We start from the raw sequence: 19,978 nt of genomic DNA on the forward strand, positions 1-19,978 counted from the left end.
ATGTTCCGCCTGACCCAATACATGCACCAGCTTGTCGAGCCCACGCCCGTCCGGCGGCGGGGCACGCCCGGCTCGGTCAAGCCGGTGGTGATCTGGAACCTGACCCGGACCTGCAACCTCAAGTGCCGCCACTGCTACACGGTCAGTTCGGACCACGTCTTCCCGGGCGAACTGACGCATGAGCAGGCGCTGGGCGTGCTGGACGACCTGTCGGCCTTCCGCATCCCCGCGCTGATCCTGTCGGGGGGCGAGCCGCTTTCCCGCTTCGACTTCTGGGACCTCGCGGAACGCGCGCGGGCCTTGGATTTCCGCCACCTGTCGCTGTCCACCAATGGCACGAAGCTCGGCGAGCCGGGCGTGGCCGACCGCGTGGCGGCACTGGGCTTCGATTATGTCGGCATCTCGCTTGACGGGATCGGGGCCACGAACGACTGGTTCCGGGGCGTCGAGGGCGCCTTCGCCAATGCCCTGGCGGGCGTGCGCGCCTGCAAGGCGCGGGGCGTCAAGGTGGGCCTGCGCTTCACCATCACCAGGGACAACGGCGACCAGCTGCCGCTGATGCTGGACCTGTGCGAATCCGAGGGCGTGGACAAGTTCTACCTGTCGCATCTCGTTTATGCCGGCCGCGGCGACAAGCACCGGGGCGAGGACCAGGAGCACGCCCACACCCGCCGCGCCATGGACCTGCTGATCGAGCGCGGCTGGGACGCCGTGTCGCAGGGCCGCCCGCTGGAGATCGTGACCGGCAACAACGACGCCGACGCCGTGTGGTTCATGCGCTGGGCGGAACGGAACTTCGACGCGGCCACCGTGGCCCATGTGCGCGAGCATCTGGTGGCCTGGGGCGGGAACTCCTCGGGTCTGGGCGTCGCCAACATCGACCCGCAGGGCAAGGTCCATCCCGACACCTACTGGTCGGACTACACGGTGGGCTCGGTGAAGGAAAAGCCCTTCAGCCAGTGGTGGACCGGGGACGACCCGATGCTGGCCACGCTGCGGACCCGGCCGCGCCCGCTGAAGGGGCGCTGCGGCGCCTGCGCCTTCAAGGACGTCTGCGGCGGCAACACCCGCATCCGCGCCCTGCAACTGACCGGCGACCCCTGGGCCGAGGACCCGGCCTGCTACATGTCCAATGCCGAGATCGGGGTCGAGGACGATCTCGAACGCCTGACCGTGAGACCCTTCCGTGGAAAAAGCCATGACCCCGCGCATCGTTTCTTCTGAAAGACGCCTTCGGCGGGGGTATTTGGGTCAGAAAGAAGTCCTGTGGGCGGCGGCCCTGGCGCTGGCGCCGCTGGCGGCAGGGGCGGACGCGGCGGCGGATTACGCCGAGCATTGCGCGTCCTGCCACGCCGAGAACCGGCTGGGCGGCACCGGCCCCGCGCTGATCCCCGAAACGCTGGCGCGCGCGAAGAACCTGGACCAGGTGATCGCGCATGGGCGGCCGTCCACGCAGATGATGGGATTCGCGGACGAGCTGTCGCCCGAGCGCATCGCCGCGCTGGTCGGGTTCATCAAGGCTCCGCTGGCCGAGACGCCCGTCTGGACCGCCGACGACATCGCCGCCAGCCGCGAGATGGTGGCGGACTACGCCCCCGCCGGAAAGCCCGTCTTCACCGCCGATCCCATGAACATCACGCTGGTCGTGGAAACCGGCGACCACCATGTCAGCGTGCTGGACGGCGATACCTTCGACGTGCTCGACCGCTTCGGCACGCCCTATGCGGTGCATGGGGGACCCAAGTTCAGCCCCGACGGGCGCTTTGTCTTCGTCATGTCCCGCGACGGCTGGGTCGAGAAATACGACATCTGGTCCCTGCGGGAGGTCGGCCGCGTCCGCGCGGGCCTCAACAGCCGCAACATCGCCATGAGCCATGACGGCAAGTGGCTGGCCGTCGCCAACTACCTGCCGCAGACGCTGACGATCCTGTCCACCGAGACGCTGGAGCCGGTACGCGTCATCAACGTCAAGGCGCAGGATGGCACCCCCAGCCGTGTCAGCGCCGTGTATCAGGCACCCGAGCGGAAAAGCTTCATCCTCGCGCTCAAGGACGCGCCCGAGATCTGGGAGGTCGCGACCGATCCCGAGGCGGGGCCCTATTACGACGGCTATGTCCACAGCTTCGAGAAGGACGCGACCGAGGCCTTCGGCGCGCAGGAGGGGCTGTTCGCCCGCCGCCGCATCCGCACCGAGGAACCCTTGGACGATTTCTTCTTCGATCCCGGCTACAGGAACCTGATCGGCACCAACCGCGAGGGCACCAAGGGCGTGGTCATCAACCTGACCAGCGGCGGCAAGGTGGCCGAGCTGCCCTTGCCGGGGATGCCGCACCTGGGGTCCGGGATCACCTGGGACCGGAACGGCCACAAGGTCATGGCGACACCCCATCTGGACGAGGGCGTGCTGTCGGTGATCGACATGACCGACTGGACGCTGGTCAGGCAGATCCAGACAAATGGCCCCGGCTTCTTCCTGCGCAGCCACGAGACCAGCCCCTATGTCTGGGCCGACGTGTTCTTCGGCCCCCACAAGGACGAGGTCCATATCATCGACAAGCAGACGCTGGAGATCGTCAAGACCGTGAACCCCGCCCCCGGCAAGACCGTGGCCCATACCGAGTTCACGAAGGACGGCAGATACGCGCTGGTGTCCATCTGGGAGGACGAGGGCGCGGTCGTCGTCTATGATGCGAAGACGCTGGAGGAGGTCCGGCGGCTGCCGATGAGGAAGCCCTCGGGGAAGTACAATGTCTGGAACAAGATCACCTTCTCGGACGGAACCAGCCACTAGGCGCAACCTGCTGCGGCTGGGGCTGATCCTGTCGCCCTTCGTCTGGGGGGCGGTGGCGATCAACCTGTTCATGCTGGGGCTGATCTCGGCCTCGGTCGGCTGGCCGAACCTGTCGCCCGTCGCCACGCTGATCGTGGCCGTGCCGCTGACGCTGCCCGCCACGTGGCTTGCGGCGCGCTGGGTCGGCGGGCTGATGGATCAGGCGGAACGCTAGCGCCGGGCCGCGCGCCGGGCGAAGGCCAGCATGGCGCCGATCAGCCGCCTGCGCGCCCCCCAGGGCGGCCGGGCAAGGCCCGTGCTGGCCAGGCGCGGCTGCACCATCACCGGGCGCTTCTTGGAAAACCGCGCGAAGCCGTCGAAGCCGTGGTATTCGCCTGTTCCGCTGGCCCCGACGCCGCCGAAGGGCAGGTTCAGCTGGCCCACGTGGAACATGCAGTCGTTAAAGGTGACGCCCCCTGACATCGTCCGCGCCAGAACCTCGTCCTGGCGCGCCCCGTCCTCGGCGAAGCAGTAGAGCGCGAGCGGCCTTGGACGCGCGTTCACGAAGGCCAGCGCGTCGTCCAGCGTGGGCGCGGGGATGACCGGAAGGATGGGGCCGAAGATCTCCTCGCGCATGAGGGCGCTGTCCTCGGGCGCGTCGAAGACCAGCATCGGCGGCATCAGGCGGCCATTCGGCCCGGCAGGGACGGGAGCCAGTTCCACCACGCGCGCGCCGCCCTCGCGCGCCTCGGCCACGAGACCCTTCAGCCTTTCGAGGTGCCTGTCCGAGATGATCCGCGTGTAATCCCCGTTCAGTCCGTTCGGGAACAGGGCGGCGACGGCGCGGCGGGCCTCCGCCTCGAACTCGGCCATGCGCGACGGCGGGACCAGCGCATAGTCGGGTGCGACGCAGGTCTGGCCCGCATTCAGCAGCTTGCCCGTCATCAGCCGGGGCACGGCGCGGCCCAGGTCGGCGCTGTCGTGCAGGATGGCGGGCGACTTGCCGCCCAGTTCCAGCGTGACGGGGGTCAGGTTGTCGGCGGCGGCCCGCATCACCTCGCGGCCGACGCGGGTCGAGCCGGTGAAGACCAGGTGATCCAGCGGCAGGCGCGTCAGGGCCCGGGCCAGCGCCGCATCCCCGGTGACGACCGCGACCTGTCCGGGCGGAAATGCCTCGGCCACCAGCGCGGCCAGCGCCTCGGCGGTCCGGGGTGCCAGCTCGGACGGCTTGACCAGCACGCGGTTGCCGGCGGCCAGCGCATCGACCATGGGCCCTAGTGTCAACAGGACCGGATAGTTCCAGGCGCCGATCACCCCAACCACGCCTAAAGGCTGGTATTCGTAGAAGGCCCGCGCCGGCCACAGGAAGCGCGAGCCCGCGACCCGGCGGCGGCGCATCCAGCCGCGCAGATGGCGCCGGGCATGGGCGATCTGGTCGTAAAGCGGCAGCAGTTCCAGCAGGCGCGTTTCGGCGGCGGTGCGCCCGCCGAAATCGGCGTCCACGGCGGCGATCAGTCCGTCTTCGTGCCGCCCCAGCGCCCGGGCCAGGGCCGCCAGCGACTTGCGGCGGTCGGTCACGTCGGGACGCGGTCCGGCCGCGTCCGACAGGTGCCGAAAGGCCAGCGCAAGCGCCGGGTGGTCGGGGTCCAGGGAGGCTGTCGTCTGGCTCATCGCGTCCGCGGGTTCAGGTGGCACCAAGCTTAGCGCCCCAAGGTCGAACCGTCGAGATGATGCTGTTCCACCGGATAGAACGCAACAAACGTGAAAAAGATGCTTGTTTTGTGAAACAATGTCGGGTCTTGTGCCGCAGGGAAGGAAAGAAGCCGGAAACACGGTCCGCATGACGGAACGCACCGGCCAAGCGGAGGAACAGGCATGGAACTGGCCGAACAGCCCGGCGCCGAGGTGGCGCTCGGGGGGATCGAGACCCTGACCGAGCCGAAGAAGGCCGAAGCCTGGATGCGGCCGGTCGAGCTTGTCGCCGCCGCCCTCCTGGCGGTGATGATGGCCACGGTGCTGGCCAATGTCGTCTGCCGCTATGTCCTGAACCAGCCGCTGGTCTGGGGCGATGAACTCGCCTCGCTGGCCTTCATCTGGATGGCGATGCTGGGCGCGGCCATCGCCGTGGACCGGCACGAGCACCTGCGCCTGACGATCTTCCTGCCGCTGATCCCCGAACGCCTCCGGGGGTGGATCGAGGTCGCGGGGCTGGTCGTCACCTGCATCCTGCTTCTGCGCCTGCTGCCCGAGGCGGTGAGCTACGCCTACGAGGAGTCCTTCGTCACCTCGCCCGCGCTGGGGCTGCCGATGTCCTGGCGCGCCTCGGCCCTGCCCGCGGGGATCGGGCTGATGGCGCTGCTGATGGTGCTTGCCACGCTCCGCACCCGGAACTGGGGCGCGATCCTGTCCTCGCTGCTGCTGGTCGGGGCCGTCGGAGGGCTGTTGTGGGCGGGGAAGCCCGGCCTTGCCGCCATCGGCAACTGGAACCTGCCGATCTTCCTCGGCCTCGTGGTCGCGGTCCTGCTGGTGATCGGGGTGCCCATCGCCTTCTGCTTCGCGACGGGAACGCTCGCCTACCTGACCTTCGCCAGCCACGCCCCCGTCTTCGTGATGATGGGCCGCATCGACGAGGGGATGTCCTCGCTGATCCTGCTGTCGGTGCCGGTCTTCGTCCTGCTGGGCTGCATCCTCGATGAAACCGGCATGGGCCGGGCGATCGTCAACTTCCTCGCCTCGCTCCTGGGGCATGTGAAGGCGGGGATGAGCTATGTGCTGCTCGGCTCGATGTTCCTTGTTTCGGGGATTTCGGGGTCCAAGGTGTCGGACATGGCGACGGTGGCCCCGGCGCTGTTCCCCGAAATGCGCAGGCGGGGCCATTCCCCGGCCGAGATGACGGCGCTGCTGGCCACCGGCGCGGCGATGGCCGACACGGTGCCGCCCTCGATCGTGCTGATCGTGCTGGGTTCCGCCGCGGGCGTGTCCATCGCGGGGCTGTTCAAGGCGGGCTTCGTCATCGCCATGGTGCTGCTGCTGGTGCTGGCGGCTCTTGCGCGCTGGAAGGCGCGGGACGAGGACATGACCGGCGTCCGCCGCGCCCGCCCCGGCATCATCGGCCGCACCCTGCTGGTGGCCGCGCCCGCGCTGGTGCTGCCCTTCCTGATCCGCAGCCTCGTCGGCGGCGGCATCGCCACCGCGACCGAGGTTTCGGCCATCGCCGTGGTCTATGCCTTTGCGATCGGCGTCGTCCTGTACGGCGGCATCCCGCGCCGCCGGATCGTGCCGATGCTTGTGGAAACCGTCGCCATGTCGGGGGCGATCCTGCTGATCCTCGGGACCGCCTCGGCCATGTCCTGGGCGCTGACGCAATCGGGCTTCGCCCGCGACCTGACCGCGACCATGACCGCCCTGCCGGGGGGCGCGGCGATCTTCATGCTGGCCTCGGTCGCCATTTTCCTGGTTCTCGGCTGCGTGCTGGAAGGGCTGCCCGCCATCGTCCTGCTGGCGCCGATCATGTTCCCGCTGGCCCGGGCGCTGGGACTGAACGACATCCATTATTCCATGGTGATCGTGACCGCGATGAACATCGGGCTGATGGCGCCGCCCATCGGCATCGGCTTCTACATCGCCTGCAAGATCGCCAATGTCTCGCCCGACGCCGTCATGGGCCGGATCTGGCCCTACCTCGTCGCGCTGCTGGTGGGCCTTGGCGTGATCGCCGCCGTGCCCGCCATTTCCACCGCCTTCATCTGAAGCTGATCTCTGGGAGGAGAGAACCCGTGAAAACCAACCGCCGCACCCTGCTGATGGGGGCTGCCGCCCTCGGCCTTGCCGCGCCCTTCATCCGGCCCGGCGCCGCCCGCGCGGCCGAGTTCACCTACAAGCTGGCCAACAACCAGCCGATGACCCACCCGACCAACATCCGCGCGGCCGAGGCCGTGGCGAAGATCCTCGAGGAATCGGACGGGCGCGTGGACATCCAGGTGTTCCCCTCGAACCAGCTGGGCGCGGACACGGACGTGCTGGGCCAGCTGCGCTCGGGCGGGGTCGAGTTCTTCCTGCTGTCGCCCCTGATCCTGTCCACCCTGATCCCGAACGCGGCCGTCAACGGCGTGGGCTTCGCCTTCCCGGACTATGACGCTGTCTGGTCCGCCATGGACGGAGAGCTTGGCGCCTATGCCCGGTCGCAGATCGAGGCGGGCGGCCTGATCGTGCAGGAAAAGATCTGGGACAACGGCTTCCGCCAGACCACCTCGTCGCGCGGGCCGATCACCACGCCCGCCGATTTCGAGGGCATGAAGATCCGCGTGCCCGTGTCCCCCTTGTGGACCTCGATGTTCACGGCCTTCGGCGCGGCGCCGACCTCGATCAACTTCGCCGAAACCTATTCGGCGCTGCAGACGGGCATCGTGGACGGGCAGGAAAACCCGCTGGCCATCATCTCGACCTCGAAGATGGCCGAGGTGCAGAAATACTGCTCGCTGACCAACCACATGTGGGACGGCTTCTGGATGCTGGGCAACCGCCGCGCCTGGTCCGCGCTGCCCGAGGACCTGCAGCAGATCGTCTCGAAGAACTTCAACGAGTCGGGCATGGCGCAGCGCCAGGACGTCATGGCGCTGAACAAGTCCCTGCGCGGCGAGCTCGAGGCGGCGGGCATGACCTTCAACGAGGTCGATCCGGCGCCCTTCGAGCAGAAGCTGCGCGAAGCGGGCTTCTATGCCGAATGGAAGGGCAAGTTCGGCGACGAGGCCTGGGCGATCCTTGAACGCTCGGTCGGCCGGGCACTGGCCTGACATGGGGACGCAGGCGCCCCTTTCCGCGGCATCCCCTGCCCTTGCGGGCGGGGCGCAGGCCGTGGACCGGGCGCTTGCGCTGCTGGCCGCGGTGGGGCGCGCCCCGCCCGAGGGCGCGCCCCTGTCGGCGCTGGCGCAGGCGGCGGGGGTGGCCAAGCCCACGGCCCGGCGGCTGCTGATCTCGCTGATGGGGGCGCATCTGGTCGAACAGGACGCGGGCACGCGCGCCTATCACCTGGGCGCGGGGGCCTTTCTTCTGGGACTGCGCGCCGGGCGGCGGCACGACATGGCCGAACAGGCCGCCGATTGCGTGGCGCGGCTGGCGCGGGACAGCGGCGACAGCGCCTTCCTGCTGGTGCCGCAAGGCGACGAGGTCGTCTGCCTGATGCGCGAGGAAGGCGCCTATCCGATCCGCACCCATGCCCTGCTGGCGGGCGACCGCAACCCGGCGGGCGTCGGCGCGGGCGGCATCGCCCTGCTGGCCGCCCTGCCGCCCGACGAGGCCGCCGCCACGCTTGAGCGCATCGCCCCCGCCACCGCCGCCCGGATGGGCGAGGCCGCGGCGCACCTGCCCGCCGACGTGGCGCTGGCGCGGGAACGGGGCTGGGCGCTGAACCCCGGCCGGGTCGTGCCGGGAAGCTGGGGCGTGGCGGTCCCGGTGCTCTGGCCGGACGGCCGCCCCGCCGCCGCCCTGACCGTCGCCGCCGTCGAGGCCCGCATGGGTCCCCTGCGCCAGGCCGAGCTGGTCCGCATGATGCAGGCCGAGGCCGCGCTGATCGGGGCGCGGCTGGCGCGCCCCCTCACCCCCGGCGCAAGCCCTGCGCCGCAACCGACGCTTCGCACCGCGAAAGGATAAGCCATGACCGAGCCGCTGATCGTGGGCTGGGCCCACACCCGCTTCGGCAAGTCCGAGGCCCCCGACACCACCGCCCTGATGGCCGAGGTCGCGGGCCCGGCGCTGGCCCATGCCGGCGTGACGGCAGATCAACTGGACGGCATCTTCGTCGGCGTCTGGAACAACGGCTTCTCGCGCCAGGACTTCCAGGGCGCGCTGGTGGCGATGGGGACGCCGGAACTGGCGGGCGTGCCCTTCATGCGGACGGAAAACGCCTGCGCCACCGGCTCGGCAGCGCTTTACGCCGCCGCCGACTTCATCGCCTCGGGGCGGGGCCGCGTCGCGCTGGTGATCGGGGCCGAGAAGATGACGGCGACCCCGGTGGCCGAAGTGGGCGACATCCTGCTGGCCGCCAGCTACGTCCCCGAGGAGGCGGACGTCGAGGGCGGCTTCGCGGGCGTCTTCGGCCAGATCGCCAACACCTATTTCCAGCGCCACGGCGACCGGTCCGAGGAACTGGCGATGATCGCCGCCAAGAACCACGAGAACGGCACCCGCAACCCTTACGCCCACATGCAGAAGGACTTCGGGGTCGAGTTCTGCAACACGCCGTCCGACAAGAACCCGCGCGTGGCGGGGCCGCTCAGGCGCACCGACTGTTCGCTGATCTCGGACGGGGCGGCGGCCATCGTGCTGGCGGATGCCGAGACGGCGGAAAGCCTGTCCCGCGCCATCCGCTTCCGCGCCCGGGCGCAGGCGGGCGACGTGCTGGCCCTGTCACGCCGCGACCCCATCGCCTTCGCCGGCGCGCATCGCGCCTGGGCGCAGGCGCTGGACCAGGCGGGCGTCGGGATCATGGACCTCGATCTGGTGGAAACGCACGACTGCTTCACCATCGCCGAGATGATCGAATACGAGGCGATGGGCCTTGCCGCGCCCGGCGAGGGCTGGAAGGTCGTGCGCGACGGCACCACGCGGATGGGCGGCGCGCTGCCGGTGAACCCCTCGGGCGGGCTCAAGTCGCGCGGTCATCCGATCGGGGCCACGGGCGTTTCCCAGCACGTCATGGCCTGCCTGCAACTGGCAGAGGAAGCGGGCGAGATGCAGGTGCCGGGCGCGAAACTGGCCGGTGTCTTCAACATGGGCGGCGCGGCGGTCGCCAACTACTGCTCGATCCTCGAGAGGGTGAAATGAACGACGCGACCCTGCCCGCCGCGGGGGTCGCGGCGGCGGCCCTGCCGGTGTCCACGCGGGTGATGAACCTCGCCACCTTCCTCACCCAGTCCGCCCGCCGCCTGCCCGATCAGGTTGCGCTGGTCATGGGCGAGCGCCGCTGGACCTGGGCCGAGTTCGAGGCCCGCACCGATGCGCTGGCAGTCGCGCTTCAGGACCGGCTGGGGCTGAAGAAGGGCGACAGGGTGCTGTGCCAGTCGCAGAACTGCCCCGAGATGATGCAGGCCATGTTCGCCGTCTGGCGCGCGGGCGGGGTCTGGGTGCCCGCGAACTTCCGCCAGACGCCCGAGGAAGTGGCCTATCAGGTGCAGGCCTCGGGCGCGGTGGGGCTTGTCTGCAACGCGGCCTTCCCCGACCACGCCGCGGCCTGCGGCGATCTGGGCTTCACGCTTTCCATCGGCGGCGGTGCCTTCGGCACCTCGCTGGAAGCGCTGACCGAGGACTACATGGGCCAGCGCCCCCGGGTGGCGGTGGTGGACCGCGACGATCCCTGCTGGTTCTTCTTCACCTCGGGCACCACGGGGCGGCCCAAGGCATCCGTTCTGACCCATGGGCAGATGGCCTTCGTGGTGACGAACCATCTCGCCGACCTGATGCCGGGGCTGACGCCCGCCGACGCCTCGCTGGTCGTGGCGCCCTTGTCGCATGGCGCGGGCGTCCACCAGCTGACGCAGGTCGCGCGCGGGGTGAAGACCGTGCTGATGCCGTCCGAAAGGTTCGACGTGGACACCGTCTGCGCCCTTATCGCGGAATGGCGCGTGTCCACCATCTTCACCGTCCCCACGATCCTCAAGCTGATCGTCGAGCATCCCGCGGCGGCCACGGCCGACCTGTCCTCGCTGCGCTATGTCATCTACGCCGGCGCGCCCATGTACCGCGAGGACCAGAAGCGCGCGCTGGAGGTGCTGGGCCCGGTGCTGGTCCAGTATTTCGGCTTGGGCGAGGTCACGGGCGCGATCACCGTCCTGCCCACGTATCTGCACAGCGCCACGGATGACGGCCTGACCGGCACCTGCGGCTTTGCCCGCACGGGGCTTGAGGTGCAGGTGCAGGACGACAGCGGCGTTGAGGTCGCGCCGGGCGAGACGGGCGAGCTTTGCGTGACCGGCCCCGCCGTCTTCGCGGGCTACTGGAACAACCCCAAGGCCAATGCCGAATCTTTCCGCAACGGCTGGTTCCGCACCGGCGACCTCGGCCACATGGACGCGCGCGGCTTCTTCTACATCACCGGGCGCAAGTCCGACATGTTCATCTCGGGCGGCTCGAACGTCTATCCGCGCGAGGTCGAGGAGAAGATCCTGACCCATCCCGCCATCAGCGAGGTCGCCGTGCTGGGGATGCCCGATCCCCTGTGGGGCGAGGTCGGCTGGGCCGTCTGCGTCCCGCGCGAGGGCGCGGCGGTCACGCCCGAGGACCTGGCCGCGCATCTGGACGGCAAGCTGTCGCGCTACAAGCTGCCGCGCCGCTTCGTGATGTGGGACGCCCTGCCGAAGTCGGCTTATGGCAAGATCACCAAGAAGATGATCCGCGAGGAGTTGGAACGGCAGGGCTTGGCCGGGGACGCGCAGGCATGACCCCGGACGCAGCCGGGGCCCGGACGGACACGGAGCCTTCCGGGCGGAAGGCCCGCATGGTCCACCCCGGCCCGCGTGCGGCCCGGCGGGTGCAGGCGGCGCGGACGCGGCTGGTGCCGGTCGCGGGCACCCTCCTCGCGGGCGAGACGGTGATGGCGGGGGTCGCGCGGCTCTTCGCCGAGGCGGGCTGTCCGGGGGGCGTGGTCTTCCTGGACGGCGTGACCTGCGATCCCATGCGCTATGTCCTGCCGGCGCTTTCCCGTGACGCCTCGCACGCGGCATGGTATTCGGACACCTTCGCCCCCGAAGGCCCGGTGCGGATCGAGAGTGCCACCGCCAGCGTCGGCCAGCGCGAGAGCGCGGCTTTCCTGCATTGCCACGGGATCTGGGGCACGGGCGAAAGCAAGACCATGGGTCACCTGCTGCCGCTGGACAGCGTTGTCGCGCAGGATGCGCCCGTGACCGGCATCGGCGCGCGGGACGCCTGGTTCGACTCGCGCCCGGATGCCGAGACGAACTTCACCCTGTTCCAGATTTCGGGCGGCCAGTCCGGCGCCCATGGCCTTCTGGCCCGCATCGCGCCGGGCGAGGATGTCGTGACCGCCGTCGAGGCCCTTTGTGCCGGTGCAGGGTGGAGCGATGCCCGCATCCACGGCCTCGGCAGCATCGACCATATCCTGTTTCAGGACGGCACCCGCGTCGATTGCCTTGCCACCGAACTGCGCTTCGCGGGCGCGCGGGTCGAGGGCGGCCGCGCCCATCTGCCGATCGACGTCGTGGACATCGACGGCACCATCTCTCACGGCGTGCTGGCGCGCGGGGCGAACCCCGTGGGCGTGACGCTGGAAATCCTGATCGAACCACCCAAGGACTGACCATGACCACCAAAGTTGCCCTCGTCACCGGCGCCGCGCGCGGGATCGGCCTTGCCGCCACCGAGATCTTCCTGGAACGCGGCTGGCAGGTCGCCATGGTGGACCGCGACGGGGACGAGCTGGCCACCGCCTCGGGCACGCTGCAGGGCGTCCATCCCATCGTGGCCGACGTGTCCATCCCCGAGCAGGTCGAGCAGATGCGAGACCAGGCGCTGGCCCGCTTCGGCCGCATCGACGCGCTGGTGAACAACGCCGGCGTGGCGCTGTTCTCGCGCGCGCCGTCCGTCAGCTTCGCGCAGTGGCGCGAGGTGATGGCCACGAACCTCGACGGCGTATTCCTGTGCACCCAGGCGCTGACGCCCGCGCTGGCCGAAACCAAGGGCGCCATCGTCAACATCGCCTCGATCTCGGGGCTGCGGGCCTCCACGCTGCGGGTGGCCTATGGCACCTCGAAGGCCGCCGTCATCCACCTGACCAAGCAATATGCCGCCGAACTGGGCGAGTTGGGCATCCGCGTGAACTGCATCGCCCCCGGCCCCGTCCGCACCAAGCTGGCGATGGCCGTCCACGCGCCCGAGATCATCGCCGCCTATTACGACGCGATCCCGCTGAACCGCTATGGCGAGGCGCGCGAGATCGCCGAAGGCATCGTCTTCCTGTGCTCGGACAACGCGAGCTTCGTCACCGGCCAGACCCTGGCCGTGGACGGGGGTTTCGACGCGACGGGCGTGGGCCTGCCCGCGCTGCGCCGGGGCGACTGAGGCTCAGGCCCGCTGGTACTGCGAGGCCGCGATCAGGTGGCGGGTATAGTCGCTGCCTGACCGGCCCGCCCGCAGGTCGGCCACGTCCAGCCGGTCCACGATCCCGCCCGCCTGCATCACCGCCAGCCGCTGGCAGAGATGGCCGATCACCGCAAGGTCGTGGCTGACCATCAGGTAGGTCAGCCCGCGATCCGCCCGCAGGTCGGTCAGCAGGTTCAGGATTTCCGCCTGCACCGACACGTCCAGCGCCGAGGTCGGCTCGTCCAGCAGCAGAAGCTCGGGTTCCCCGGCCAAGGCCCGGGCGATGGCGACGCGCTGGCGCTGGCCGCCCGACAGCTGGTGGGGATAGCGGAAGCGGAAGCCGCGCCCCAGCCCCACGTCGTCCAGCAGCCGCACGATCCGGCGGTCGATGTCGTCCATCCCCTGCAGGGTCAGCGTCTCGGCCAGCACGCGGTCCACCGTGTGGCGGGGGTGCAGGCTGGCATAGGGGTCCTGGAAGACCATCTGCACGCGGCGGTGGAAGGCCGCGCTGCGGCGGGCGCCCGACAGGGATTCGCCCGCGACCTCGATCCGGCCCGACCAGTCGGGGGAAAGGCCCGCGATGGCCCGCAGGACCGTGGACTTGCCCGACCCGGATTCGCCCACCAGCCCGAAGCTTTCGCCGCGGCTCACCCCAAGGTCCACGCCGCGCACGGCGTCCACCCGGTCGGGCGGATGGCCGAACCAGACGCGCAGGTCCGCGACCGACAGGATGGGCGCGGTCATCGCAGGCCCCCGGGCAGGGCCTCGGTCATCGAGGCATCGACCAGCGGACCGTCGCGCCAGGCCTCGGCCCGTTCCAGCACGGGCAGGCGGTCCACGGGCGCGTCCAGCCGCGGCAGGCTGTTCAGCAGGCCCTGCGTATAGGGATGGCGCGCCGAATGCAGGTCGCGGGCGGCCAGCGTTTCCACGATGCGGCCCGCATACATGATCAGCACCCGGTCGCAGAACTGCGCCACAAGATTCAGGTCGTGGCTGATGAAGATCAGCCCCATGCCCCGGTCGCGCACCAGGTCGTCCATGATCCGCAGCACCTCGGCCCGCACCGACACGTCCAGCGCCGAGGTCGGCTCGTCCGCGATCAGGATCTCGGGGCCGGCGGCCAGCATCATGGCGATCATGATGCGCTGGCCCATGCCGCCCGAGACCTCGTGCGGATAGGACTGGAAGACCCGCTCGGGATCGCGGATGCGGACGGCTTCCAGCATCTCCAGCGCCTTCAGGCGCGCGGCGGCGCGGCCCGCGCCGCTGTGCAGGCGGTAGGCCTCGACGATCTGGTCGCCCACGCGCATGACGGGATTCAGGCTGAACTTGGGGTCCTGCATGACCATGGCGATGCGGCGGCCCCTGATGCGCCGGCGCTCGCGTTCCGGCAGGTTCAGGATGTCCTGCCCGCCCAGGGTCAGCGCCTGCGCCGCCACCTGCCCCGGCGGCCGGACAAGGCCCAGGATCGCGCGGCCGGTCATGGACTTGCCCGAGCCGCTTTCGCCCACCACGCCCAGCCTTTCGCGGCCAAGGTCGAAGGACACGCCGCGCACGGCCTCGAACATCCCCTGCCGCGAGGGGAAGCTCACGCGCAGGTCGCGGACGGACAGAAGCGCGCTCATTCCCCCGCCCCCTTGGGATCCAGCACGTCGCGCAAGCCGTCGCCCAGGAAGTTGAAGGCGAGGCTGACGAGGAAGATGGCGATCCCCGGCATCGCCGCCACCCACCAGTGGTCGAGGATGTAGGTCCGCCCGTCCGAGATCATGGCCCCCCATTCCGGCGCCGGCGGCTGCGCGCCAAGGCCAAGGAAGCCAAGCCCCGCCGCCGACAGGATGATCCCCGCCATGTCCAGCGCCACCCGAACGATCAGCGAGCTGAGGCACAAGGGCCAGATGTGCAGGATCAGCAGCCGCGGCGCCGAGGCGCCCTGCATCCGCGCCGCCGCGATGAAATCGGCGTTGCGGATGGTCAGCGTCTCGGCCCGCGCAAGCCGCGCGTATGGGGGCCAGCCGGTCAGGGCCAGCGCAAGGACGGCGTTGGTCACGCTGGGGCCCAGCGCGGCCACGAAGGCCAGCGCGAGGATCAGCTTGGGGAAGGCCAGGAAGATGTCGGTGATCCGCATCAGCACCTGGTCCACCCAGCCGCCCGCGAAGCCCGCGACCGTCCCGATCAGCAGCCCGATCAGGGGCGAGATCAGCGCGACCGTGCCCACGATGAACAGCGTGATGCGCGAGCCCCAGATCAGCCGCGACAGGATGTCCCGGCCCAGCGCGTCGGTGCCCAGCCAATGCTCGGCGGATGGCGGTTGCAGCCGGTCGGCCAGGTCCTGCGCAAAGGGGCTTTGCGGCGCGATCCACGGGGCGAAGATCGCGGTCCCCACCAGCAGGACCAGGATCACCAGCCCCAGCAGGGCCAGGTGGTTCGACCGGAACACCAGCCACCCCTGGTAGAAGGCCCCCAGCCGCGCCTGCCGCCGGGTCTGGGGCGCATCCGTCAGAAGCCAGTCGCGCAGGGAAACGTCGCTCATTTCGACCTCGGGTCGAGGACGCGGTAAAGGATGTCGGACAGAAGGTTCAGCACCACGAAGCAGGTGCCGACAACGACCGTGCCGCCCAGGACCGCGTTCATGTCGCCCGCCAGCAGCGCCTTGGTGATGTAGCTGCCGATGCCGGGCCAGCTGAAGATGATCTCGGTCAGGACGGAGCCTTCCAGAAGCGAGCCGAAGCTCAGCGCGATGACGGTGATCAGGGGAATGGCGATGTTGCGGAAGGCATGGCCCCAGACGACGCGCCATTCCGGCAGGCCCTTGACCCGCGCGGTGGTGATGTATTCCGCCGACAGCTGTTCCAGCATGAAGCTGCGCGTCATGCGGCTGATGTAGGCGAGGCTGAAATAGCCCAGCAGGCTTGCGGGCAGGATGATGTGGCTGAAGGCGTCGCGGAAGGCGGGCCAGTCGCCCGCCAGCGCCGTGTCCAGCAGCATCAGGCCCGTGCGCGTCTCGACCATGCCGTCGAACAGGATGCCCTGCCGTCCCGGCCCGCCGACCCAGCCGAGGATGCCGTAGAAGACCAGCAGGCCCATCAGCCCCAGCCAGAAGATCGGCACCGAATAGCCGACTAGCGCCACCACGCGCGCCACCTGGTCGATCCAGCGCCCGCGGTTCGCGGCGGCGACCACGCCCAGCGGCACGCCGATCACGACGCCGATCAGCGTCCCGAGGCTGGCCAGTTCCAGCGTGGCGGGAAAGACGCGGCGCAAGTCCTCGGCCACCGGATGCCCGGTTGAGATCGAGCGCCCGAAGTCGCCCTGCAGCACGTCCCCGATATAGCGCAGGAACTGGATCACGAGGGGCTGGTCGAGGCCCATCGCCTGACGCGCGGCGTCGTACTGGGCCTGCGTGGCGCGCTCGCCCACGACCTTCAGCACCGGGTCGATCGGCATGACCCGCCCGATGATGAAGGTCACCAGCAGCAGCCCCAGCATCGTCAGGACCAGCGATAAAAGCACGCCGCCCACGCCGCGCAGCCGCCGCCAGGCGGGGCTGCGGGAACGGGACTGCGGCCCCGGCACTTGGGCGGTTTCCAGGCTCACCCGCTCACTCGCCCTTGGTGACCTGCTTGTAGGGCGCGCTGATCACCGAGCCGCCGGTGGACCAGTTCTGGACGTTGGCCTGCATCCCGTCCCGTGCCACGCGCTGGAACAGCGGGATGATTGGCGCCTCGGCCTGATAGCGCTTCTGCAGGTCCACATACATCTGGCGGCGCTTCTCGGTATCCTGCTCGACGGTCGCGGCGTCGACGGCGGCGTTCATGTCGGCGGGCACCGCATAGGCGTTGCGCCAGGCCAGAAGGCCGGTCAGCCCGGCCTCGTCCGAGTTGTCGGGGTTGTAGGCGAAGGTCCCCGCGTTGGTCTGGGGGTCGGCGTAATCCGGGCCCCATTCGCCCAGGAAGATCGGCACCTCGCGGGCGCGATAGGCGTCCAGCACCTGCGCGCCGGTCATCTGCTCGATCTCCAGCGTCAGGCCGACCTGGGCCATGGCGTTCTGCAGGGACTGCGCCACGTCCAGGTATTCGCGGATATCGCGCACCTTTGTCGTGACCGTGCCGCTCGTGATGCCCGCGTCGGTCAGGATCTTGCGGGCCTTTTCCACGTCATAGGTCCAGGGGTCCTCTTCCAGCGCGCCGAGGTAGCCTTCGGGCAGGAAGGCCTGGTGCGTCTTCCACTGGCCCTTGAGGAACGAGGCCTCCATCCCGGCGTAATCGACCAGGTATTTCATGGCCTCGATCACCGGGGGCTGGGACAGCAGCGGGTCCTTCTGGTTCAGCCCCATGTAGAGGATGCGGCCCTTCAGCTCCTCGCTGAACTTGATGGCAGGGTTGCCCGCCAGCGCGTCGACGTCGGTGGGCGTCAGGTTGCGCGCCACGTCGATGTCGCCCGCTTCCAGCTGCAGGCGCTGGGCGCTGGATTCCTGCACGTTGCGCACGATCACCCGCTTCATCGCGGGCGCGCCGCCCCAGTAGCCGTCGTTGGCGACAAGCTGGACGACCTCGTTCGGGCGCCAGGCGGCCAGGCTGTAGGGCCCCGAGCCCGCGCCGTTGGTGGACAGCCAGGCATTGCCCAGGTCGTCGCCCTGGGCGTTGGCCATCACCGTTTCCTTGTCGATCACGGCGGCGTTGCTGGCAGCGAGGCAGTTCAGCACGAAGGACTGCGCATAGGGCTTGTCCAGCCGCAGGGTCAGCGTCCGCCCCTCGGCCGTGATCATCTGGTCCACGTTTTCGGGCGTGAAGCCGAACTGGGTCAGGATGAAGGCCGGGGTCTTGTTCAGCTTGACCATGCGCTGCAGCGACCAGGCGGCGTCTTCGGCGCGGACGGGGTTGCCCGACTGGAAGGTCACGCCTTCGCGCATGGTCAGGGTCAGGGTCAGCCCGTCACTGCTCATCTGCCAGCTTTCGGCAAGGCTGGGCTGATAGCCCTTGGACAGGTCCAGCGCGTCGAAATCGACCAGGCGGTCATACAGGTTCTGGGTGACGTCGTTGCCCGAGAACTCGAAGCTCTGCGCGGGGTCGAGGCTGATGATGTCGTCGATCTGCGCGGCGACCACCAGCGTGTGGGCGGGGGTCTCGGCGTAAGCCGCCGGGGCAAGCGCGAGGGCGGATGCCAGCAGCAGCGCGCGGGCGGAAAACGAAAGCGTCATGGTCCTGTTCCTGTCGGTTCTGGCGCCGGTCCTCGTCGTTCGGCCGCGGGCAAGCGCATGGGAAGACTGGCCGGTTCGTCCGGCTCTGCATCGTTGGTGCGCCATCCTGCCCCGCGACGCAAGCATCACGATGGCGCAACCCGGCCCCCCCCGTCCGTGTTGTCCGTCAGACGAATGCGGGGGACGATGATGACGCCAAGATGGCCCGAGCGGCTGTGGATCGTGCGGCATGGCGAAAGCGCGGGCAACGTGGCGCGCGACTTCGCCTATCAGCAGGGCCTGCCCCGGATCGACCTGACCGGCCGGGACGTGGACGTGCCGCTGTCGCCGCTGGGCGAACAGCAGGCGCGCGCCCTGGGCCGCTGGTTCGCCTCGGGGGCCGAGGACGGGCGGCCGAACGTCGTCCTCGCCTCGCCCTATCTCCGGGCGATGGAAACGGCGCGGCTGTTCCGCGAGGCCGGGGGCTGCCCCGCCGATACCCGCATCCACCTGGACGAGCGGCTGCGGGAAAAGGAATTCGGCATCCTCGACGGCCTGACCGGCCTCGGCATCCGCGCCGAGCATCCCCAGCAGGCGGAACTGCGCGCATCACTGGGCAAGTTCTACCACCGCCCGCCGGGGGGCGAGAGCTGGTGCGACGTGATCTTCCGCCTGCGCGCGCTGATGGACACGGTCGGGCTGCATCACGGCGGCTGCCGGGTGATGATCGTGGCCCACCAGGTCGTCGTCCTTTGCCTGCGCTACCTCATCGAGGGGCTGACCGAGCAGGAGATCCTGGCCATCGACCGCGAAGGGGATGTCGCCAACTGCTCGATCACCGAATACCGCTGGGAGCCGGGCGCCGAGGGCACGGACGGCGGGCTGCAACTGATCCGCTACAACGTCACCGCGCCCATGGAGGCCGAGGCCACCCCCGTCACCCGCGAGCCCGACGCGATCGTGGGGAACCGGGGATGAGCGGCGCCCAGGTTCTGGACTCGGTCTGGCTGCGGCGCCATCCGCTGCCGGTCCACCCCGAGGACACCGACAAGAACAGCCGCGGCCGGCTGATGCTTGTCGGCGGCTCGACCCTGGTGCCGGGCGGGCTGACGCTGACCGCGACCGCGGCCTTCCGGGCAGGCGCGGGCAAGGTGCAGATCGCCCTGCCCGAGCCGCTGGCGATCCCGACCGGCATGGCCATGCCCGAGTCGGGGATCTTCGGCCTGCCCACCGGCCCGGACGGAGAAATCGCCGATTGCAGCCCCGTCGCGGACAAGCTCGCCCCCTGCGATTGCCTGGCGCTGGGCCCCGCCGTGGGGACCACCGAGGCAGGCGGCGTGATCCTCGACAGCCTGCTGCCCCATGCAGGCAGCGCGCCCGTCATCATCGACGCGGCCGCCGTCTGCGCCGGGATCGACCGCCAGGACGCCATCGCCGCCCTGCCCGGCGGCGCGATCCTGACGCCCCATGTGGGCGAGATGGCCCTGCTGACCGGCCTTCCCGCCGCCGAGATCGAGGCCGACCGCGAGGCCGTGGTGCTGGAACAGGCCCGGCGGCTGCGCGCGGTCGTGCTGATCAAGGGCGCGACCACCGTGATCGCCAGTCCCGACGGCGAGATCATCGTTTATGGCGGCGGCGGCGTGGGGCTGGCGACGGGCGGCTCGGGGGACGTGCTGACGGGCATCATCGCGGGCCTCTGCGCGCGCGGGATGCCCGCCTGGGAGGCGACCTGCTGGGGGGTCTGGCTGCACGGAGAGGCCGGGCGGCGGCTGGCCGAGCGGCTGGGGATGATGGGCTTTCTTGCGCGCGAACTGCCCGGCGAGGTGCCGAGCCTGATGCGCGGGATCTAGGCGCGGGCCGCGAGGCCCGGGCCCAAAAACCCCTTCCCCGCCCTTGCAACCGGGGCCCAAGGGGGGGATGTGTCCCTGCATGGGCCAGAC

Annotated in this window: 18 protein-coding genes; 12 read left to right on the top strand and 6 right to left on the bottom strand. The window is 69.9% G+C overall.

The genetic code is table 11. The features are described 5' to 3' along the window. The 3 genes from nirJ to CK240_RS08440 are packed head-to-tail and all read left to right on the top strand — an operon-like array spanning position 1 to position 3,005. Entirely contained in the window at positions 1-1,224 is a 1,224-nt protein-coding gene (gene nirJ, locus CK240_RS08430; RefSeq protein WP_095639898.1) for a heme d1 biosynthesis radical SAM protein NirJ, read from the top strand. A 22-nt stretch (positions 1,225-1,246) separates the two neighbouring features. Further along, positions 1,247-2,791 carry a nitrite reductase gene (locus tag CK240_RS08435; protein ID WP_240517345.1) on the top strand — a complete coding sequence of 515 codons (1,545 nt, stop codon included), beginning with the start codon at positions 1,247-1,249 and terminating at the stop codon, positions 2,789-2,791. Then, entirely contained in the window at positions 2,748-3,005 is a 258-nt protein-coding gene (locus tag CK240_RS08440) for a hypothetical protein (RefSeq protein ID WP_095639900.1), read from the top strand. The genes CK240_RS08435 and CK240_RS08440 overlap by 44 nt, the downstream gene beginning before the upstream one ends. Here CK240_RS08440 and CK240_RS08445 read toward each other — a convergent pair. Then, the gene (locus CK240_RS08445; protein ID WP_095639901.1) at positions 3,002-4,441 is read right to left on the bottom strand and encodes a coniferyl aldehyde dehydrogenase; all 1,440 of its coding nucleotides are present in this window, start codon (positions 4,439-4,441) and stop codon (positions 3,002-3,004) included. The genes CK240_RS08440 and CK240_RS08445 overlap by 4 nt on opposite strands. A 204-nt stretch (positions 4,442-4,645) precedes the next feature. On the opposite strand from CK240_RS08445, the gene CK240_RS08450 reads away from it, so the two are divergent. Genes CK240_RS08450 through CK240_RS08480 form a run of 7 tightly spaced genes read left to right on the top strand, consistent with a single transcriptional unit; the run spans position 4,646 to position 12,841 of the window. Next, the gene (locus CK240_RS08450) at positions 4,646-6,520 is read left to right on the top strand and encodes a TRAP transporter large permease (protein WP_095639902.1); all 1,875 of its coding nucleotides are present in this window, start codon (positions 4,646-4,648) and stop codon (positions 6,518-6,520) included. A 26-nt stretch (positions 6,521-6,546) separates the two neighbouring features. Next, entirely contained in the window at positions 6,547-7,563 is a 1,017-nt protein-coding gene (locus CK240_RS08455; protein WP_095639903.1) for a TRAP transporter substrate-binding protein, read from the top strand. Further along, entirely contained in the window at positions 7,532-8,419 is an 888-nt protein-coding gene (locus CK240_RS08460) for an IclR family transcriptional regulator (RefSeq protein WP_240517346.1), read from the top strand. Before CK240_RS08455 ends, CK240_RS08460 begins: the two co-directional genes overlap by 32 nt. Before the next feature lie 3 nt (positions 8,420-8,422). Further along, positions 8,423-9,592, top strand: a complete 1,170-nt coding sequence (locus CK240_RS08465) for an acetyl-CoA acetyltransferase (RefSeq protein WP_095639905.1) — start codon at positions 8,423-8,425, stop codon at positions 9,590-9,592. Then, on the top strand, positions 9,589-11,205 hold the full coding sequence (locus CK240_RS08470) for an acyl-CoA synthetase (RefSeq protein WP_095639906.1): 1,617 nt from the start codon (positions 9,589-9,591) through the stop codon (positions 11,203-11,205). The genes CK240_RS08465 and CK240_RS08470 overlap by 4 nt, the downstream gene beginning before the upstream one ends. A gap of 56 nt (positions 11,206-11,261) precedes the next feature. Beyond that, positions 11,262-12,080: a PPC domain-containing DNA-binding protein gene (locus CK240_RS08475; RefSeq protein WP_095639907.1), complete on the top strand. Its 819-nt coding sequence runs from the start codon at positions 11,262-11,264 to the stop codon at positions 12,078-12,080. A gap of 2 nt (positions 12,081-12,082) precedes the next feature. Further along, positions 12,083-12,841, top strand: coding sequence for an SDR family NAD(P)-dependent oxidoreductase (locus CK240_RS08480; protein ID WP_095639908.1), 759 nt, complete (start codon positions 12,083-12,085; stop codon positions 12,839-12,841). Between the two features lie 3 nt (positions 12,842-12,844). Here CK240_RS08480 and CK240_RS08485 read toward each other — a convergent pair whose 3' ends face one another. The 5 genes from CK240_RS08485 to CK240_RS08505 form a co-directional block, all read right to left on the bottom strand. After that, positions 12,845-13,606 carry an ABC transporter ATP-binding protein gene (locus CK240_RS08485; protein ID WP_095639909.1) on the bottom strand — a complete coding sequence of 254 codons (762 nt, stop codon included), beginning with the start codon at positions 13,604-13,606 and terminating at the stop codon, positions 12,845-12,847. Then, the gene (locus tag CK240_RS08490; protein WP_095639910.1) at positions 13,603-14,487 is read right to left on the bottom strand and encodes an ABC transporter ATP-binding protein; all 885 of its coding nucleotides are present in this window, start codon (positions 14,485-14,487) and stop codon (positions 13,603-13,605) included. Before CK240_RS08490 ends, CK240_RS08485 begins: the two co-directional genes overlap by 4 nt. Beyond that, complete coding sequence (gene nikC / locus CK240_RS08495) at positions 14,484-15,392, bottom strand: nickel transporter permease (protein ID WP_090753937.1); 909 nt, start codon at positions 15,390-15,392, stop codon at positions 14,484-14,486. Before nikC ends, CK240_RS08490 begins: the two co-directional genes overlap by 4 nt. Next, positions 15,389-16,381, bottom strand: a complete 993-nt coding sequence (locus tag CK240_RS08500) for an ABC transporter permease (protein WP_095640001.1) — start codon at positions 16,379-16,381, stop codon at positions 15,389-15,391. The genes nikC and CK240_RS08500 overlap by 4 nt, the downstream gene beginning before the upstream one ends. A gap of 79 nt (positions 16,382-16,460) precedes the next feature. After that, the gene (locus CK240_RS08505) at positions 16,461-18,059 is read right to left on the bottom strand and encodes an ABC transporter substrate-binding protein (RefSeq protein ID WP_095639911.1); all 1,599 of its coding nucleotides are present in this window, start codon (positions 18,057-18,059) and stop codon (positions 16,461-16,463) included. Between the two features lie 186 nt (positions 18,060-18,245). Between CK240_RS08505 and CK240_RS08510 the strand changes: the two genes are divergently transcribed. Together CK240_RS08510 and CK240_RS08515 are read left to right on the top strand one after the other, a co-directional pair. Then, positions 18,246-19,016 (top strand): histidine phosphatase family protein, encoded by a 771-nt coding sequence (locus CK240_RS08510; protein WP_205957788.1) that lies wholly within the window; start codon positions 18,246-18,248, stop codon positions 19,014-19,016. Continuing rightward, the gene (locus tag CK240_RS08515; protein WP_095639912.1) at positions 19,013-19,888 is read left to right on the top strand and encodes an NAD(P)H-hydrate dehydratase; all 876 of its coding nucleotides are present in this window, start codon (positions 19,013-19,015) and stop codon (positions 19,886-19,888) included. The genes CK240_RS08510 and CK240_RS08515 overlap by 4 nt, the downstream gene beginning before the upstream one ends. Positions 19,889-19,978 lie beyond the last annotated feature (90 nt).

Source organism: Paracoccus salipaludis (genome assembly GCF_002287065.1).
In the GTDB taxonomy this organism is placed as follows: domain Bacteria; phylum Pseudomonadota; class Alphaproteobacteria; order Rhodobacterales; family Rhodobacteraceae; genus Paracoccus; species Paracoccus salipaludis.

Coding starts and splice junctions, on each gene's coding strand:
- nirJ (WP_095639898.1), top strand. CDS start 1: ATGTTCCGCCTGACCCAATACATGCACCAGCTTGTCGAGCCCACGCCC.
- CK240_RS08440 (WP_095639900.1), top strand. CDS start 2,748: ATGTCTGGAACAAGATCACCTTCTCGGACGGAACCAGCCACTAGGCGC.
- CK240_RS08445 (WP_095639901.1), bottom strand. CDS start 4,441: ATGAGCCAGACGACAGCCTCCCTGGACCCCGACCACCCGGCGCTTGCG.
- CK240_RS08450 (WP_095639902.1), top strand. CDS start 4,646: ATGGAACTGGCCGAACAGCCCGGCGCCGAGGTGGCGCTCGGGGGGATC.
- CK240_RS08465 (WP_095639905.1), top strand. CDS start 8,423: ATGACCGAGCCGCTGATCGTGGGCTGGGCCCACACCCGCTTCGGCAAG.
- CK240_RS08470 (WP_095639906.1), top strand. CDS start 9,589: ATGAACGACGCGACCCTGCCCGCCGCGGGGGTCGCGGCGGCGGCCCTG.
- CK240_RS08475 (WP_095639907.1), top strand. CDS start 11,262: ATGGTCCACCCCGGCCCGCGTGCGGCCCGGCGGGTGCAGGCGGCGCGG.
- CK240_RS08480 (WP_095639908.1), top strand. CDS start 12,083: ATGACCACCAAAGTTGCCCTCGTCACCGGCGCCGCGCGCGGGATCGGC.
- CK240_RS08485 (WP_095639909.1), bottom strand. CDS start 13,606: ATGACCGCGCCCATCCTGTCGGTCGCGGACCTGCGCGTCTGGTTCGGC.
- CK240_RS08490 (WP_095639910.1), bottom strand. CDS start 14,487: ATGAGCGCGCTTCTGTCCGTCCGCGACCTGCGCGTGAGCTTCCCCTCG.
- nikC (WP_090753937.1), bottom strand. CDS start 15,392: ATGAGCGACGTTTCCCTGCGCGACTGGCTTCTGACGGATGCGCCCCAG.
- CK240_RS08505 (WP_095639911.1), bottom strand. CDS start 18,059: ATGACGCTTTCGTTTTCCGCCCGCGCGCTGCTGCTGGCATCCGCCCTC.
- CK240_RS08510 (WP_205957788.1), top strand. CDS start 18,246: ATGATGACGCCAAGATGGCCCGAGCGGCTGTGGATCGTGCGGCATGGC.
- CK240_RS08515 (WP_095639912.1), top strand. CDS start 19,013: ATGAGCGGCGCCCAGGTTCTGGACTCGGTCTGGCTGCGGCGCCATCCG.